5 protein-coding genes are annotated in these 17917 nt (G+C 58.9%); all 5 read right to left on the bottom strand.

Annotated features, from left to right (window positions below; genetic code table 11):
• Positions 1-276: 276 nt before the first annotated feature.
• Entirely contained in the window at positions 277-1320 is a 1044-nt protein-coding gene (locus AEAC466_RS43035; RefSeq protein ID WP_031239642.1) for a glycoside hydrolase family 43 protein, read from the bottom strand.
• Between the two features lie 176 nt (positions 1321-1496).
• Positions 1497-4895: a polysaccharide deacetylase family protein gene (locus tag AEAC466_RS43030; RefSeq protein ID WP_023460224.1), complete on the bottom strand. Its 3399-nt coding sequence runs from the start codon at positions 4893-4895 to the stop codon at positions 1497-1499.
• Positions 4896-4974: 79 nt separating this feature from the next.
• Positions 4975-6582 (bottom strand): hypothetical protein, encoded by a 1608-nt coding sequence (locus AEAC466_RS43025; protein ID WP_023460223.1) that lies wholly within the window; start codon positions 6580-6582, stop codon positions 4975-4977.
• 166 nt (positions 6583-6748) lie between these two features.
• Entirely contained in the window at positions 6749-15661 is an 8913-nt protein-coding gene (locus AEAC466_RS43020; protein WP_023460222.1) for a YDG domain-containing protein, read from the bottom strand.
• A gap of 72 nt (positions 15662-15733) precedes the next feature.
• Positions 15734-17416 carry a ShlB/FhaC/HecB family hemolysin secretion/activation protein gene (locus AEAC466_RS43015; RefSeq protein WP_023460221.1) on the bottom strand — a complete coding sequence of 561 codons (1683 nt, stop codon included), beginning with the start codon at positions 17414-17416 and terminating at the stop codon, positions 15734-15736.
• Between the last annotated feature and the right edge of the window lie 501 nt (positions 17417-17917).

Below are 17917 nucleotides of genomic sequence, written 5' to 3'. Positions count from 1 at the left end.
ATTTTTTTGTGTCAAGCAATTCTTTTTAAAAAAGTTTTTCTTAAACACAACCACTACTAAAACCATAAGGCCTAAACAGCGGAGCGGCGTATATAACCGCTTAATTAAACCAGTCAACTGCTTATTTACAAAAAGTTTTTGTCAACAAACCGATAACCGAACCGCCGTACCTGCCCTAGGGCCTCTCCGGCGGAGCGGCGTTCCTAATGGAAGGCTTAGACGCCGTCAATCACCAAATGAAAACTATTCACATAAAGCGCGTTGGCGCGCCCCAAATCAGGTCAGCACACCATTGGCAACAGGCTCACCGAACACAGGAACGCCCCTCGCATCGTACTGTATGGGCTGGACGCGCGTGTGCCGGTTCGGGTCGAACAACGGATTGCCCTGTATCTTCTGATAGTCCCGCGCATGATAGACGAGCATGTCACGACCCGCCTCATCCACGGTGAAACCGTTATGGCCAGGCCCCCAGACATTATTCTTGGGGGAACTTTTGAATACGGGCTCTGGAGATTTTACCCAGGCATCAGGGCTCATGAGGTCGACATCATCGCGGGCAGTAAGCATGCCCATGCAATAGTTTTCATCGGTCGCGCTGGCCGAATAGGTCAGAAACAGGCGTGAATTACGCGCCAGGATTGCCGGCCCTTCATTGACCTTGTAGCCTATGGTTTCCCACGGCAAGGTCGGTACGCTCAGACGCGCAGGCTTGGCGCCCAGTCGCGTCGGTGTTGCAAGCGGCGCGAGATAGAGATTGCTGTTGGTTTCTATGCCGGGTTCATGCTGCGCCCAGCACAGGTAACGGACGCCCCGGTGTTGAAAGACCGTCGCGTCGAGATTGAAGGTGTCCCACGGCATCTCTACCTGTCCCGTCAGGGTCCATTTTCCCGTCAGCGGATTGGCATCCGCGCAGGTCAGGACATATGTCCGGATGTGAAAGAGGTCGTCGCCATTGCCCGCAGCGAAGTAAATATGCCAGCGGCCGTCGAAGCGGTGTAATTCCGGCGCCCATATATAACCCGCCATCTTGCCGCTCGCTGGACGTCGCCACACGACCGCCTCCTTGGCCGAGGACAGCCCGGCGAGCGTTTTGGAGCGCCGGATGATCAGGCGGTCATATTCCGGCACCGATGCCATCATGTAATAGTAGCCGTCCGGATGGCGTTCGATCTGGGCGTCGGCGCGTTGTTGAACGAGCGGATTGACAATCACGGACTTCCTGCTTTTCGCCCGCGCAAGGCCAGGTGCCAGAAGCCCAACTCCGGCAGATGCGATCAAGAGTTTGCGTCGGGTGAAGCTATCTGTCGTATTTGGCATTTGTCGTCCCTGCGGTCTATATGTCTGACTATTGCCCTACTAGTACCGCGGCATATGTTTTTGTCAAATACAGGCGGATCGGCCTCAGGCGGATGGAAGCAGAATAAAAGTCACCCCACGAAGTGAAGACCTTCGCGGGGTGACTATGGGCTAGGCAGGCTGGCAGCGGCAAGGCCTCAGGAAGCCTGCGACCGCCCGCTGCGTTCCAGTTTGCCCCAGCCGACGTTCAAGCCCCGCCCGGCCGACGTCAGCGCCTTCAGGACCACATAGTACATGATCTGACGATAGACGAAGCGCTGAGACAGCAACCAGAAGACCGGATAGGATTTCTCACGCGGCTCCAGCCAATAGGCAATAGCACCACAGATTGCGTCGATAGTCAGGAAGGCCAGCCAGTAAATAACCATGCGTTCCAGGTCGCCGCTGCTTTGCGCCCAGCCATGCTGCGACACCTGTACGATTGTGCCGATGATATTGACGATCAGGGCAAAATCGATAAGCGGCGAAATAACCGAGAAACCGATCTGGAACATCCATGCCTGCGGGATGCCAATCACAGCCAGCCCCCTCGGCTTGCCCGTCCGGAATATGGCGCGATGCTTCCACAGACATTGCAAGGTGCCAAAAGCCCAGCGGAAGCGCTGCTTCATTAGCGCGCCGAAGCTTTCTGGCGCTTCCGTCCACGCAACGGCGTCTTGGTCATAAGCGACCTTCCAGCCCTCGCGCTGGATAGCTATGGTCAGGTCCTGATCTTCGGCCAGCGTATTGTGCGGATAGTTGCCGACCTGAGCCAGGGCCGAGCGACGCCAGGCACCGACCGCACCCGGGACAACCATCATGGCACCGAACATGGCCAGCGCGCTGCGTTCCAGGTTCTGCGAGGTGACATATTCGACCGCCTGCCACTTGGTCACCCAGTTGAAACGATTGCCGACCTTGGCGTTGCCGGCCACCGCGCCGATTTCCGGTCGGATGAACCAGCGGACCAGACGGGCGATGGTTTCCTTTTCGAACTGCGTATCCGCATCCAGAGCGATGATGATTTCACCCTTGGAGGCAGCAATACCGTTGTTGACAGCACTGGCCTTGCCGGCGTTGGGCTGGGTAATCAAGCGCACACGCGGATCATCTTTGAACGCCTTGGCGACAATCGCGCTGGTGTCATCCTTGGAGCCATCGTCTATGACGATCACTTCCATGGCGACGCCCACACTCTCCAGAACCCGGCGCACCGAGCTTTCGATGACGCGCGCCTCGTTATAGGCCGGGATAAGGACACTGACGAAGCTGCTGTTGACATAAGCAGCGACGGCCTTGGCATCTTCGGCGTCGTCATCGCCCGGCGGTTCCATATGGTTGCTGAACGAGGCATAGATAGCCAGACCGGACAGCATCAAAGCCCGTCCGATACCAAGCACGATGGCGATGACAAAAAGCCATTTCAGTGCTTCGGCTGACCAGGCCATCAACATGAAGATGCCGATGTCGAACCGCACGGCCAGCAGATCCTGGCCGTTCAGCTTCGGCATGACCTGATCACGCGGCAGCCCAACCAGGTCGCCGACGGTAACAAATTCATAGCCTTGCGCCTTAAGCGTGCGAATGATGGTCGGCAATGCCTGGAGCGTTTCGGAGCGGACACCGCCGGAATCGTGCATCAGGATAATCTGACCCGACCGGCAATCGTCCTGCGACTGTTGACACGCCGCCGATTGCTCGCTCTCGGTGCCTTCCTGCACGCCATCCAGCGTGTTTTGAACGATTTTATCGACACCAGGCTTCGTCCAGTCCTCGGAATCGACGTGAAGACCCACATTGGTGTAGCCGAGCTGTTGGGCAATGAGGGCCGGCATCAGTTCGTCATTGGTCGTGGGCTCCGCGTCACCGAAATAGGGGGCGCGCAAAAGACGCATCGAACGTCCGGTATAGGCTTCGACCACCCGCTGGGTCGAGTTCAATTCAAACCGGATTTGCCAGTCGGGAATTTTCGACATGTCCGGATGGGTATAGGAATGGTTGCCTATATCGTTGCCGTCACGGACCATCTGACGCAGCAGCGCCGGATGACTGATGGCCTTTTCGCCGATCACAAAGAAGGTTGCCGGGACTTTTTCCTGTTCAAGGATCTTAAGGACCTGCGGTGTCCAGCGCGCATCCGGGCCATCATCGAAGGTCAAGGCCAACTTACCGGGCCTGTATCCGGCGCGGCGTACGACATAAGGCGTGGGGAGATCATGATAGACTTCGTTTTGCGCAACACGGGCCTTGTCAAAGGTTACGGTCCGGCTGCCCTTATGCGGCGTTTCCTCAATATGAACCACCTCGCCGTTTCCGTAGACCTGATTGTCGCCCAAGGCCGTCAGCGTATTGAAGCTGGGCGTCGCGGCCGTCTGATAATCGCGAAAGGCGTGCCAGATTCCGGGGTCTTCCGACCCCAGACGCCACAAGCCCACGCCCGACACGTTCGAGGCGGAAATCGTCAGTAACTGATTCCAGGCGCTTACGGCATCCAACAACCAGACTTCGTGGCGCACATTCTCCTCATCATAAAGGAAGTGGGCATTTCCAGAGGCCGGGTCAAACTGGATCGGCGCTTCGGATTCGCGTGCAACGCGCCACGCTTCCGCCACCGTCGACGGGTCAGCCTTCAGCTTGCCGTTGGGCTGCTTGTACCAGTCATAGCCGTAATTGCCGATACATACGATTGCCTTGTTGAGCGGCACGCTTTTCAGGACGTGCCCCAGGCGTTCGTTGAACCAGCCCTGCGCAGCAATTGGGCCGGCCGGATCGACCATGGAATGCTGGTCATAGATCATAAGAAAAAGTTTGTCCGCTGCGGCGGCAAACGCCTTAAGGTTCCAAGCATCATCATCAACCGGCGCCGTCAGGGTCAGTTGATAACCGCGAGCCGCGAAGGCCGCGCGCGCCTCAGTAACGAAGGTCAGATAGTTGCGGATGGCCGCGCCTTGGAGGGTTTCGAAGTCCAGCACCACCCCTTGCGCCTTTTCACGCGCCACCATGTCGAGCATTTGGCCTATCAGCTTTTGTCGGGCTACCGGATCTGCAACCAGTCGTGCCGTATTGGCCCCCTGCCATTGCCCGTCTGAGATGTTTTGCACCATTACAAGAACGGTCGGCTTATGCTGAGCGTTCTGGAGGGTTTCGGTGAACGGAAGATCAGCCAGATAAACGAATTTATTGTCAGTTCCACCGACATAGGCCAGTCCCGGAATGACGATATCGAGGTTATTGACATGCTTTTGCAACGAGACCAGCGAAGCGTCGTCACCCGTTATGTAGAAGGCAGCCAGGGTCTGTTGCACCTTCGACGTGCCGCCGCGCACGCGCAGGGGCGGATGGCGCGGGTTGGCACGGTTAAGAATCATCTTGGACGCGTGCGGTTTGGGATATTCCAGGTGCAGATCCAACCCCTTAGGCACCGGCACCCACAAAATGGAGACAACGACCCCGATGAACATAAGCACCGCTAATATGGCCAGGCTGATGACACCAATAAAGGACGCCTTCTTGCGACGGCCTGTGGGATCATAAAAAATCGGCTTTTGCTTGGACATTGGGACTCTGGAATGGAGGACGGTACTATGGCATCAAGCCATGCATTATTGGTGGTAGTCGGACGGGCTAAAACGCATCTTAAGGTAGTTTTTTTGTCAAGACCTGGCGGCTTTGCGGCTGATAGAGAATTTCCTGGCACGGCACCAGCCTTTTCGGCTGAAAAATGCTGTTAAGGTAAAGGCTCATATCAGGATTCAAATTGGCGCGTTCGACATTTTTCCACGGCCCGGCAATTCCGATCAGTTTATGATCAATCAGTGTCGTCGCGCCGAGATAGGCTTGAAAGTCATCGCGCGTGGCGAAGGGCGTGAAATCGAAATAGCAACGCTTCGAGACCACACCAGCCAGGCGATGCAGGAACTCGGAAGGCGTCTCCGGCGCATTGTCCGGCCCCATGCGCGGAGTCAGTAGCGTGACACCTTTGCCGTAATAGATCTCTTCGATATTGTCGACATTGGCGCCACCCAGATCCGGGACAGGTGTCTTGAAAAAGACCATGGTATCCGCCGGTGGCGTTTGACCTTTAAGCATCGTCAAGGAACCGGCGGGAAATTTGTACTCTTGGAACGAGTCTTGGATAGACTGAACCAGCGCACCGTTGTCGGCATAGGCCATAGAAAATCCGGCGCTGGCCATCATGGCGACCAGAGTGGCGATTGCCGAACCGCGACGCGCCTCGCGGGGCATTTCACGCACCCATAGCCCAACCAGCCCGGCGATGATCAGCACTATGCCGTATCCGATCGTGCGCGTGTTGTAGGGATCGAAAAGCGTCCGCAATCGCAGGATAAACGCCAGTGCGATAAACCCCAATCCCGCCAAAGTGATGAAGAGAGCCGCCGGGCGTTGCGTGTCGTGCACCGGCATGGGGGTGACAGATACGCGGCGGAATGAAATTCCGACCAGCAGGAGCGCGCATATCACTACACCCAGGCCATTGATACCCAGGGCGATCAGGAATTGGCGGATGAGCAGCAGGGGGGCTTCGGGCGCCGCTACGCGCGGCATGCCGGTAGCAAAGCCGGTGTTCAGGTAATTGAACGCCTGATAGCCGATAAAGACGAGGCCCGCGCCGCAAAAGACCGGGAAAATACGCCATGCCGTGCGTCGACCATAGGCAATCCAGGCGCACACGAAGAGGATAAAGGCGAACGGCCCGAAGAAATAGCGTGCAAAGCAACCAACAACCAGAAACGCCGCCAGCCACACATATCCCGCGACCTGCCGCTCATCCCTATGAATTTCCGAGATGGCGAAAAATATGCCGCAGAAGCAGAAAAGCAGCAGATTTTCCGACCATGTATACATACCAATGATCAGGGTGATGGGATTGAGCACGACCAGGGCCGCCAGGAAAATGTTTCTGGACGCCTTCAGAACGAGCCAGAATCCTGCCGCCAGAAGGATCAGGTTGGTGATCTTGCTGCTGATCATCAACACCGCCGGATCGGTCGATGGCGCAGTAAGCGCCAGAACGGCGGGATATCCGCACGGATAGACCGCCATATATTCACCGTGCAGGCTGCATCCGTGCCCGCTGCGCAGGGCCTGTGCCAACAGCATGTAATACCAGGAATCGACGCTGATATAGCCGAACAGAATGGCCAGCCCGGCAAACACCGCCAGAAGTGCAGCCACCACCACCAGATAGATGGCGTTGCGGGTCATCGAGATCTGAAGCGGCATCCGGCGGTCCTGGTCAATACGCTACTTAGGCAATACGGCCTATAAGCGGCTATTTACCATAACCTTTCGCCTCCGCGCAAAAATTTCGCGATCCTGTTTTCGATGACTAGAAGCAAAGGCAATGTCCCGAAGGACGAGGCCTCTGCTCCCTGTTTTGACCGGCTGACTACTTGGCCCCGTCGTCCTTTCTGCCCCCTTCCGCATCCGCCACGCCATCGGGCAGGCGGATGCCGCCGTCTGCGATGGAGAAGGTGCGGCGGAAGGTCAGGCCGTCGCGCGATTCGACCGGCGCAAGGCTTGTCGACTGCCCGGACTGGCCCCCATCGCTGACGGTCGCCACAGCATTGCTGCCATCACCCGTGCTGACCGCCGGTCCGGAGGTCCCGACCGGGGTCGTGAACGTGGTGCCGGGCGTTCCGGCCACGGGGTTGCTGGTCGCCGTTGTCAGGGCGCTGTCATAGCCAGGAGAGGTTGGGTTGACGATTTCACCCACATTGGTGGTCAGGGTCAGAGAGATCAATTTGTAGTTGGACAGATCCGTATTGGCGCCGGCGACATAGTTGGTCGAAGCCAGTTGCGCCGTTACCGTCTTGTCCTTGCCCGCCGTCGCGTCGGCAAACTGACCGGCGGTCTGGTTGACCGTGATCGATTCACCGGCTACGAGGCCGCTAAGTTTGTAGTTGTCGGTCGTAAGCGTCACCGCCGTCGAACCATCGCCGGTCTTCGAAATCGGCCCCTGTAGCGCCACGTCGAAGGCCCGCGTCGCGATATCGACTGTGGTTGAGGCGTTCGTGGCGTAGGCATAGTTGCCGGCATCCACGCCTGAAGCGTTGATACCCGTCACGGCCACCGTCTTACCGGTGCCTGCGTTCTTGTCAGACGCCGTGCCTGTGCCGGTAAAGGCGACCCGATCGCCTGCGACAATGCCATTGGACGCAAGGGTGACCGCGACGGCGGCTGAACCGTCATAGGTCTTGCCCTGGGCGCCGACCGTGAGGGTTACGGTCTTTTGAGCGATGTCCACAGTGGTCGTGCCGGTCGTGGAATAGGCGTAGTTGTCCGCATCCGCGCCTGAGGCATTGATGCCCGTGACAGCCACCGCCTTGCCCGCGCCGGCATTCTTATCCGACGCCGTGCCTGTGCCGGTAAAGGCGACCTGATCACCGGCCACAATATCGCCTGAGGACAGGTTGACGGCGATGCCGGTCGATCCGTCATAGGTCTTGGCGACACCGGCGGCGGCGACATCGATCGCCTTGCGGGCGATATCGACCGTGGTCGATCCCTGGGTATTATAGGTGTAGTTACCCGCATCGGCACCCGAAGCGTTGATGTTGGTCACCGCCACCGTCTTGCCCGTGCCGGCATTCTTATCCGAGGCCACGCCTGCGCCGGAGAAAGCGACCTGATCACCCGAAACCAGACCACCCGACGTCAGGTCAAGCCCCACCGAGGCCGACCCGTCATAGGTCTTGTTCTGCCCGGTCGCCGCAATCGTAACGGCCTTCTTGGCGATATCGACCGTGGTGGCACCCGTCGCGACATAGGCATAGTTGCCGGCGTCGGCACCCGACGCTGTAATATTGCCAATCGTCACCGCCTTGCCGGTGCCGGCATTCTTGTCAGACGCCTCCCCGGTGCCGGAGAAGACCACCTGATCGCCGTTTATGACGTCGTTCGATGCCAGGTTAACACCAACCGAAGCCGACCCGTCATAGGTCTTGTTCTGACCGGTCGCCGCAATCGTAATGGCCTTCTTGGCAATGTCCACCGTTGCAGAGGTTGGGGCCGAATAGTCATAGTTGGCCGCATCCGCTCCGGTTGCGGCAAAGTTTGAAATGGCCACGGTCTTGTTTGTGCCTGCATTTTTATCAGAGGCCGTACCTGTTCCGTTAAACGAAACCTGATCGCCGTTTATGACGTCGTTCGATGCCAGGTTAACACCAACCGAAGCCGACCCGTCATAGGTCTTGTTCTGACCGGTCGCCGCAATCGTAATGGCCTTCTTGGCGATGTCCACCGTTGCAGAGGTTGGGGCCGAATAGTCATAGTTGGCCGCGTCCGCACCGGTTGCGGCAAAGTTTGAAATGGCCACAGTCTTGTTGGTGCCTGCATTCTTATCCGACGCCGTGCCCGTCCCGGTGAACGAAACCTGATCGCCGTTTATGACATCGTTCGATGCCAGGTTGACGCCAACCGAAGCCGACCCGTCATAGGTCTTGTTCTGACCGGCGGCCGCAATGGTGATGGCCTTCTTGGCGACATCCGCCGTCGTGGTGGCAGTGGAGCCGAATACATAGTTGTCCGCATCTGCGCCTGAGGCGGCGATGGCGGAAACCGCCACTGTTTTGCCGGTGCCCGCATTCTTGTCGGTCAGGGCGCCTGTACCGGTAAAGCCCACGGTATCGCCGTTCAGGATATCGGTGCTGCCAAGCGTCACGCCCACGGCGGTGGTGCCGTCGTACGTCTTGTTCTGACCGGCCGCCGCTACGGTAATGGCCCTTTTCGCCACGTCGACTGTCGTCGAGGCCGTCGAGGCGTAGTCATAATTGCCCGCATCCGCGCCCGTGGCGGCAATAGCGGTAACCGCGACCGATTTGCCCGTGCCTGCGTTCTTATCTGCCATGGCGCCGTTACCGCTAAAGGATACCGTGTCGCCTTGGACCAAATCGCTGCTGGCTACGGTCACGCCGACAGCAGCAGACCCGTCATAGGTCCTGTTTTGGCCGGTCGCGGCCAGGCTGATCGTCTTCTTGGCTATGTTGGCCGTGGCGGACGCAGTGGTGTTGTAGTCGTAATTTCCGGCATCCGTACCGGCAGCGGCGATCGCAGAAACCGAAACTGTCTTGCCCGTGCCCGCGTTCTTGTCAGACGCCGTTCCGGTGCCGGAGAAGGAGACCACATCGCCATTTATGACGTCGCTGGACGCCAGACTGACACCAACCGAATCTGACCCGTCATAGGTCTTGTTCTGGCCGGTCGCCGTCACTGCGATTGACTTCTTGGCAATGTTCGCCGTGGTCGATGCTGTCGTGCCAAAATCGTAATTGTCGGCATCGGCACCCGATGCTGCGATCCCCGAAACCGACACCGTCTTGCCGGTGCCCGCGTTCTTGTCGCTGGCCGTGCCCGTGCCGGTGAAGGATACGGTATCGCCTTGAAAGATATCGGCGCTGGACACGGACACAACAATGCCGTCCGACCCGTCATAGGTCTTGTCCTGGCCGGTCGCCGCGATAGTAATGGCCTTCTTGGCGATGTCACCGTACAGGGTTTCGCCCGCCAGGCTATAGTTGCTGGCCAGCCCGGTACCGTCGGCGAGCGTGTAGGTGGTCGCAACCGATTTGGCGGTACCGGCGGCCTTGTCCGAGAAGAGGCCCGAAGCTGAAACCGAGAGGGTTTCGCTTCCGATCATACCACTGAGGGTGCCTGAGGTGACGGATGCGGTGCGCGTGCCGTCATAGGTCTTGCCGGTGACGCTTGATCCCGCGATCGTGAGCGTTTTCTGGGTCACGTCCACGGTCAGACCCGTTGGCGGTGCAAGCTGGTAGTTGCCGGCGTCAGCCCCCGTCAGACCGCCACTGCCGCTGATGATCACCGACTTGTTGGTGCCGACATTCTTGTCCGTAATACTGCCTGTGATGCCGCTGACATCGACCGTGACCTGGTCGCCGCTTTGAGCCGCGCCCGCCTGGGCGGTGCCCGTCAATGCAATACCGGTGGTGCCGTCATATTGACGATTGACCGCAGTAAGGCCGGTGACGGTGATGGAAGCCTTGGTAACAGCCAGATCTTCGCTGAACACGGCATATTGGTAGCCCAGGCTGTCGGTAACCGTGCCGTTGAGCGTGTAGGCATAGGTGCCGACCTGGCGCTTACCCGCGCTGGACAGGGTGCCGGGAGCCGCGAGCGAAAGGGTCTGGGAGCCGCTCAGGCTGGCGAAGCTATCTCCGTCGATGAAGCCGCTATAGTTCGAAGCGCCCAGGGTCAAGCTGGGGTCGGCCGATCCGTAGACGACCGAAGATGCATTGCTCGACACAGAAATGACCGGTGCGATGCTGTAGAGGAACCAGTTGCCGGAGCCCGCATAGCTGGGCGTCACACCGGTCGAATAGGCCTGGTTATAGTGCTTGCTGTAGCCGGTCATGCCTTCGGTGCTGGCTGCCGGGTCGGCGGAATAGACCAGATAGCGGCTGCCCGCACCGTAGGTGATGCCGGTATTGGAGGCGGCACTGTTGAGGAAGTTGCGACCGGCGGCCAGGACGATGGTGTTGGACGTTCCCGTCGTCTGGACCTTGCCTGTCGATGCGATGCTCAGGTCAGAGCCAGCGCCCAGGGCTTCGATGGTGATGTTGCCTGTCGACTTGACCGTACCATTGAGGGTCACGCTGCCGGCCTTGATGTTGATCGACGAGAAGGCCGTGCTGTTGCCGGCATCATTCAGAACAAGCGCCGCATTGGCACCGCCGCCATCCGCCGTGGTGTCAATCGTGAGCGCACCCGACCCCTTGAGCTGCTGAGAGCCCAGAAGGACGCGTCCGGCATCGTTGGTTCCGCCGGTACGGTCTGTGGTAAAGGTGATCGGACTGCTCGTCGCGATGTTCGAAGCACCGGACAGGTTGATATTACCGCCATTGGTGCTGAGCGCACCGGCGAAATTGAGCTGTCCGCCCGTATAGGTCTGGGTGCCTTCGGTGGCGATACCCGCAAGTGTCACCGCGCGCGCGCCTTGCGAAAGGACGGTCAGCGTGTCGACATAGTGGCCCGCTGCATTGTCGGCGCTGAGGCTAAGGCTGCCGCTGTCAGAGGCGGAGCCTATGGTCGCGTTCAGTCCAGCGGCAGTGGCCGATAGGGTACCAACCGTCATGGCACCGCTGCCGGATTTGATCGTGACGCTCTTGTTTAGATACGCCGGACCGCCCAGCGACAGGGTGGCATTGCTAGTGGTCAGATCGCCGTTGAGCGTGATGGTGCTGCCGGAATAGGTCTGGCTGCTGCTGGTCGAGACGCCACCCAATTCAATAGCGCCCTTGGTGCCGCCGGACCCGGCGCTGGCTGTCACGGACAGGGTCGTCGCCTGGAACACACCGGCGCTGTCACTGGTGAACAGATCGACCGCGCCGCCATTACCATTTGTCGCTGTGGTAGACGCGTTGAAGGTCGCCGCGTAACTCGAACCGTGGCTCAGGCTGTCACCACCGAAAAGGATGTTGCCCGCGCTGCCAGAATTGCTGGCGGCTGTTTTGAGAAGGAAGTCAGAGTTGTAATAGCCAACCGATGTTGCGCCGTAGGCCGAGAATGTGCCGTCGAGTAAAACGCTCTTGGCGCTGACATTTATGGAAGCGTCCTGACCGGTGCCGACGCTTGTGGCGTTCATGGCCAGACCGGCCAGATAAGCTCCCGCCCGATTATCCACCATATCGCCGAGGCCGATATTTCCACCGACATCGTTAGTAGAGTGCGAATCGAGCATCAGGGTCTTGCCCGATCCGGTCGCAGATATGCTGCCGCTGTACGAGCTGGACGAAGAGATATTGATCGTACCGCCCACGCCCAGGTGGCCGCTGTTGCTGTCGACCAGAACGGAGCTCAGCAGGTTTACACCATAGGAACCGTACAGGGAAATATTGCCGCCATCGGTGACAATGTCGCCGTTCAGTTTGAGATATTTACCAGAAAGGGTGTAGCCGCCGGTCGTCAAGCTATTGCCGTCCGCCTGGATGGTGCGGGCGCCGGCGGAGAGGCTGAAGGTGCGATTATTAGATGAGACCGCGACCTTGGTGGCATCGACGAGCAACTGGCTGCCGTTGTCAGAGAAGTTTATGTCGTCGGCGCCTTTGAGATCGATCGCAATCGTCTGACTGGCCGATACATCGCCCAATGAAACGCTGACGCTCTTGAAGTGGTTTTCCGTTAGTTCATGTATGCTGACGTCGCCCTGATAGGTACTGACATTCAAGGCTCCATTGCCCGCGCCAGCCGCCTTGGCGATCTGGATATCCTTGCCGCCGGCGCCGATGGTTGTGGCGGCCGGTGTCAGATCGTTGCCGACACTTAAGCTGACATCGCCGGCAGTGATCTGGGCGGCAGGACTACCCGAATTGTAGCTGTTCTGGGCGGCAATGACACCCGTGGCGTTATAACGATCGATGCCCAAGGTCAGCATCGTATTGAGATACTCACCGTAGTATAGCATTCCGGCATTCATGCGGATGGAATCGTCACCCAACAAAATGTTGCCGTCGGCCGCACTGAGGGTCAGGTTGCGGAAGCTACGCGATAAATCGATACCGGTCGTCGCGCCGAAGGTCGTGCCATCGGAAGCGCCACCCGAAACCGTAGGCGTCAATATGGATGACCCATCGGTCGTGAAATCGATATGGTCGCCGCCGCTGAACAGGATCGAGTGCGACCCCGCCGCCTTGACGTTGTCGAGGCTAAGGTAGCCGAAGCCGTCATTGAGCACTTTCAGGTAGGTGGACCCGCCGTTATTGTTGACCGTTAGCGATCCCGACCAGAAACCCTCATCGTGATTGTTGTCGGCGAGTTCGAGCGGATTGGCCGAGGTGCCAATATCGCTGCCGTTGAGCCTGATGCTGCGCCCGACAATGTCGGCGACACCGTCATTGCTGCCGGTCATGGTGGTGGCGTTGACGGTCAAGGAAGCCGTCCCGCTGTCCACCGCGCCGCTGGCGAAATGGATGGTTCCGGCCGACAAGGTCAGGTCGGTTGGATAGATGCCTTCATAGGCATTCCAGTCGAAGTTTCCGCCTGTCCGGATGCCGTTATTGGCTACCTGCACGACACCCGCGCCGTCGGTGGTCAGGTCGATGTGACCATTGCCGTTGCCGGCATCATTCATGATGTTGATATGATGCTGGCTATTGGTCTGGCTGCCGATCGACAGGTTGATGGAGGCGGTTGACTGCGTCTCGATCTCATTGACCCATGTGCTGCCGCCGCTGTTGGAAATTGACAGGCCGCCATAGGCCATGCCACTGGCCGGATCGCCTGCTGAGATTTTCAGGGCATTGGAAGAAGCGCCGATATCGCCCGTCGCCGCGTTCAGGTTAAGACCGACGCGCGTGATAATATCCGCAGTCGAGGCAGAGGTGTTTGTGCTGACGATGGAACCGGCGTTGACGCTAAAATAAGCGCTACGTTGCGAATTCGTGCCATCGTTGTAATAGACGGGATAGGTCGCCTGCCTGAAAATCAGGCTGTTGGCGTCGAGCGAAACCGTACCATTGACGGCGATATCGAAGAAGCCGCCCGTGCCGACGTCAATCTGACTGCCGGCCGCCATGGTAAAGTTCTGGCCCCGCTTACTGTTGACATTGCTGGCCAGTGAACCGGCATAAAAATTGCCGCCATTGGTGAGGACCTTGCCGCCGGCACCGAACAGAATGCTGCCGCTACCGCTGTTATCGCTGTCGGCCGTCAAGACGACATTGAGGCGGTTAGCTGTGCTGGATATCTGGTTGTTGACGACAATATCGCCTGCCGCCTGCAGGCTCAGGGTGGCGGCATTGCCATTGGACTTCAGGATATTCGCGTTGACCGTGATATTGCCGGCCGAGCTGCCCGTGCTGCCCGTCGTGATCGTCACCGATGTGCCGCCATTCAACGAGCTGTTGATGGCGCTGGCCAGGATGGTCGAGTCGGCGTTGGGGTTGTAGTTCGCGCTGTAAGCGGTACCGTTTGCACCCGATGTTGCGATGGTGACGTCGACCGGATCGAGCAGCCATTGGCCCGCCTCCCCGTTCGCCGCACTGGCGTCAACGGCGCCGACGGCCTGAAGCTGAGTGTGACCGGAGGTTTCCACCTGTCCGCCATTTCCGCTGGCCATGCCGCCCTTAGCGGTGATTGTACCGTAGAAGCCGGTGCGATCTTCCGACCACAATACCGCTGTGCCGCCCTTGCCCGATTGCATGGCACTGACATCGATCGTGGCATCGGGCGCCATCAAGACAGTCGACGCATTGCGGATGGAGGCGTCCTTGCCTTGCCAGCCGCCGCCGACCAGGACCGTGCCGCCACCGGTCGCGCCCGTCGCATTTATTTGAGACCCGTCAGCCAAGGTAATCGTATCGCCGCTCAGCACAACCTTGCCGCCGACAGTGGCAAGGCTCGACGCTTCGATAATTCCCGTGTTGTTGACAGACGATTTGGCCAGGGCATCGAACGCATCGGCGGTCAGATAAATACGGCCGCTGTCCGCCTTGATGACACCGCCATTGGCAACCAACGCGTCGTAGGCGCCCTGATTGATGGTCAGGTCCAGACCACCGGTATCAAGCCGGATGGTGACGTCGTTGGCGGCAATCAGGCGAACATCGCCCTGTGCGGCGTTGATCGCACCGTCATTAACGACCTGCGCACCGACCAGGGCGACAAAGCCGCCGGCACCCGCTGTAATCGTGCCTTCGTTGACTATGGCGCCGCTACCGGTTCCCGCCAGCCGATATTTGCCAGCCATGAAGTCGGCGACGGACATGTCGCGCGTCGAAGCCATGACCGCTGCGGCGCTGACCTGGGAGCCTTTGGCGAACAGAACGCCGTTTGGGTTGACCAGGAAGACCTGACCATTGGCCTGCAAAACGCCGTAAATCTTCGACGCGTCGCCGCCGAGCACCCGATTCAGCGCAACGGCCGAGGCGTTCGGCTGATTGAAGATCACCTTGCCATCAGCACCGATATTGAAGCTCTGCCAATCTATGGCGGCGTTCTGGCTGGTTTGAGTGATGGTTTGGGTATTACCCGACTGGCTGATCGTTGCCTGTCCGCCAACGACCTGGCCGCCGGTCGGCAAGGCGGTTGGAGCGACGGTCTGCGGCTCAGCGCCACGCATCACCGGCGTCGGCTGGATAACCGGTGTTCCCATGACTGGCGTTCCCGGATCAGCCAATGCGCCCGTAGCCGCCGACAGCAGCGCAATCGCGGCGGCCGCGAGGGCGGCGAACAGGCCGCCTTTACGCTTGCCACGCTTTTGAGAGACTTCCGGTATCGGGATATAGCAGCCCTTGGCGTCGCTCCACACCAGACGGTAAAACCGGTTCATGCCACCGTGATCGTACATTCGGGTAATCCTTGAATACTGGGTGCGCCCCGCGGCGCCGATAGATCTTGAAGACGTAAAATTTGTGAGGAATTAGAAGCTGTAGCCCAGGGAAGCCCACAGACGCGGACGGCGATCCGGCGCGGTTGTGGCGTTTTCACCGTCATGAAAAGCCATGGTGATACGGGCATTGACGTGCCCGCGCTGGGCCGCCGCCGACAGGCCATAGCTGTCGAGGGACTGCGCATTGCGGCCGGGGGCATACAGATTACGGCTGAACTGAACGCGGCCAGCGTCGTAGAAGGCGGCAACCTGCAATCCGCTGCGAACCTGATGGCGCAGTTCGACATTGGCCAGCCAACCGGTATCGCCGGCGCCTTCGCCTTGCGGATAGGCGCGAACGCCGTAAATGCCTCCGATAACGAATTTTTCGGATGAATCGAGATTCTTGCCGGCCGCTTGCGTGTTCAACGACAGGGACAGGCTGGTCTTCGCCGTCAGAGCCTGAAGACGGGAGGCACTGAAGGCGAGTTTGCTGTAATGGCCGGCCGTCATCGGCCCCAGTGCGTCAGTAGCGCGAGCAGCGGCGGAATTGATCTTCAGATTGCCCGAAACGTAGGACAGGCTCCAGCTCGTGTAACCACCACCGAAGAATGCATCGGTCATATCGCCGTAGGCCGCAAGCGTCGCCACAGACGCCGACTTATGGGTCACCACATTGACCGAAGCGATCTCGTCCTTCAGGTCGCGGCTTTCGACATTGGTACTGAGCCAGATATTGTGATTTAGGCTGCGGACGACAGGATAGAGAGCATAGAGGCCCGTAGTTCGGGCCGTGCCGGTGGCGTCGAGGCTGGCGAATTCGCGGCCCAGTTCGTAGCTGCTATTCGATACCGCCGCGCCGATGCGCAGGCCGTTGCCACCGAACGGCAGATCATAGGCGGCGCGCCCGTACAGCATGTTCTCGTCGGTCAGGGTCGTCTGGACCGAAAGACGATCGCCAAGATGCAGAGGGTTGTTGAATGCCGCCTGACCGCTCAGCCGGTTTTGGCCGGTGTAACGGTTACCATAGGTATCAAGGCTGATATTGCCTTCGAAACGCTTGCCCGCCCCAGCCGTTACGATCAGGTCCGACGTGCCAACTTCCGCGCCGGGCTTAAGCTTGCCCGACACCTTGCCGACACCCGGCAGGTCCGCCATCAACAGCAGGGCCCGGTCGGTCGTACGCGACACGATGACTTCGCCATTCAGCTTCTGGGCGTTCAGGACGGCCTGAAGGTAGGTCGTAAGCACGGCGCTGTGATTGTCGATTGCAGCACCCGCCAGTCGGCCTTCCAGCACCCGCACGACAACTATCCCATTGTCGATAGTCTGGGCCGGAATATAAGCACGAGCAACGACATAGCCGTGCGCCCGATAATAGTCGGTAATACGTCGGACGGCGGCGCGCAGTTCGCCTAAGGATTGTTCCTTCCCTTGCGCATCGGCTACCAGGGTCATCAGGACCGGCGTCGGCACATTGGTGTTGCCTTCGATGCGGATCGCCGACACGGTCAGGCGTTGTGACGGATCAGAACCTGGATCGGTCTCGTCGGGCACAGACAAGCTGGGCAGGGATGACGGGCGCTGCGGCGCCACGGGCTGGCGATTGTCGCGCAAGGTCTGGCCGGCATCCGGAGGCGTCGCGGTCTGGGCGAACGCCGTGCCCGACAGAAGACCGAAGGCCGTCGCCAGAAGACTGAGACAGGAAACGCGGCGGAGATGCTTGCGGGACATGATGGTTCTCGGATGCGGGATTGGACATAGGCCACCGTCGCAGGCATGCGGGCTACGCAGCCAGGTGGCGAAATTTGAAAGGAGAGAGTGGTATCTTTAAACCGGCTTTGGCGGTGTGCCGGGGGCCTGGCTATGAAAAAGGACATCCCTGTTAACGGCGGGATACCAACTTATGATAGCGCGGCTGAAATAGCCGCAGGCGTCAATACTGTACACGATACACACTCACATTGGCACGCGATAGACGCGCAACATTAAGGCGAGTAAGTGTCACTATTCTTAATAATTTATTACCGGATTTTTCTGAAAAGCGGGCCCGCCGCTGAAAATATCAGCGCCGAAAAAAATCAAAGATTAATGTTGAAAATGTAATAAAAACAGTCGGTAATACCGGCCATACTTTACGAAACCTGCGTGTCATACCGCATGGAATGGCTGGAGAATATCGAGATTGCAGCCGATACGCGTAGCCCCCGGCACCCTCGCGACGCGCGACAGTAT

The sequence above is a fragment of the Asticcacaulis sp. AC466 genome (genome assembly GCF_000495815.1).
Taxonomy (GTDB): Bacteria; Pseudomonadota; Alphaproteobacteria; order Caulobacterales; family Caulobacteraceae; genus Asticcacaulis.
The sequence above is the reverse complement of the archived record's forward strand: the minus strand, read 5'-3'. Positions and strand labels throughout refer to the sequence as shown.

Excerpts from the sequence above, each read along its gene's own strand:
- AEAC466_RS43020 (WP_023460222.1), bottom strand. The coding sequence starts at position 15,661 with ATGTACGATCACGGTGGCATGAACCGGTTTTACCGTCTGGTGTGGAGC.
- AEAC466_RS43015 (WP_023460221.1), bottom strand. The coding sequence starts at position 17,416 with ATGTCCCGCAAGCATCTCCGCCGCGTTTCCTGTCTCAGTCTTCTGGCG.
- AEAC466_RS43035 (WP_031239642.1), bottom strand. The coding sequence starts at position 1,320 with ATGCCAAATACGACAGATAGCTTCACCCGACGCAAACTCTTGATCGCA.
- AEAC466_RS43025 (WP_023460223.1), bottom strand. The coding sequence starts at position 6,582 with ATGCCGCTTCAGATCTCGATGACCCGCAACGCCATCTATCTGGTGGTG.
- AEAC466_RS43030 (WP_023460224.1), bottom strand. The coding sequence starts at position 4,895 with ATGTCCAAGCAAAAGCCGATTTTTTATGATCCCACAGGCCGTCGCAAG.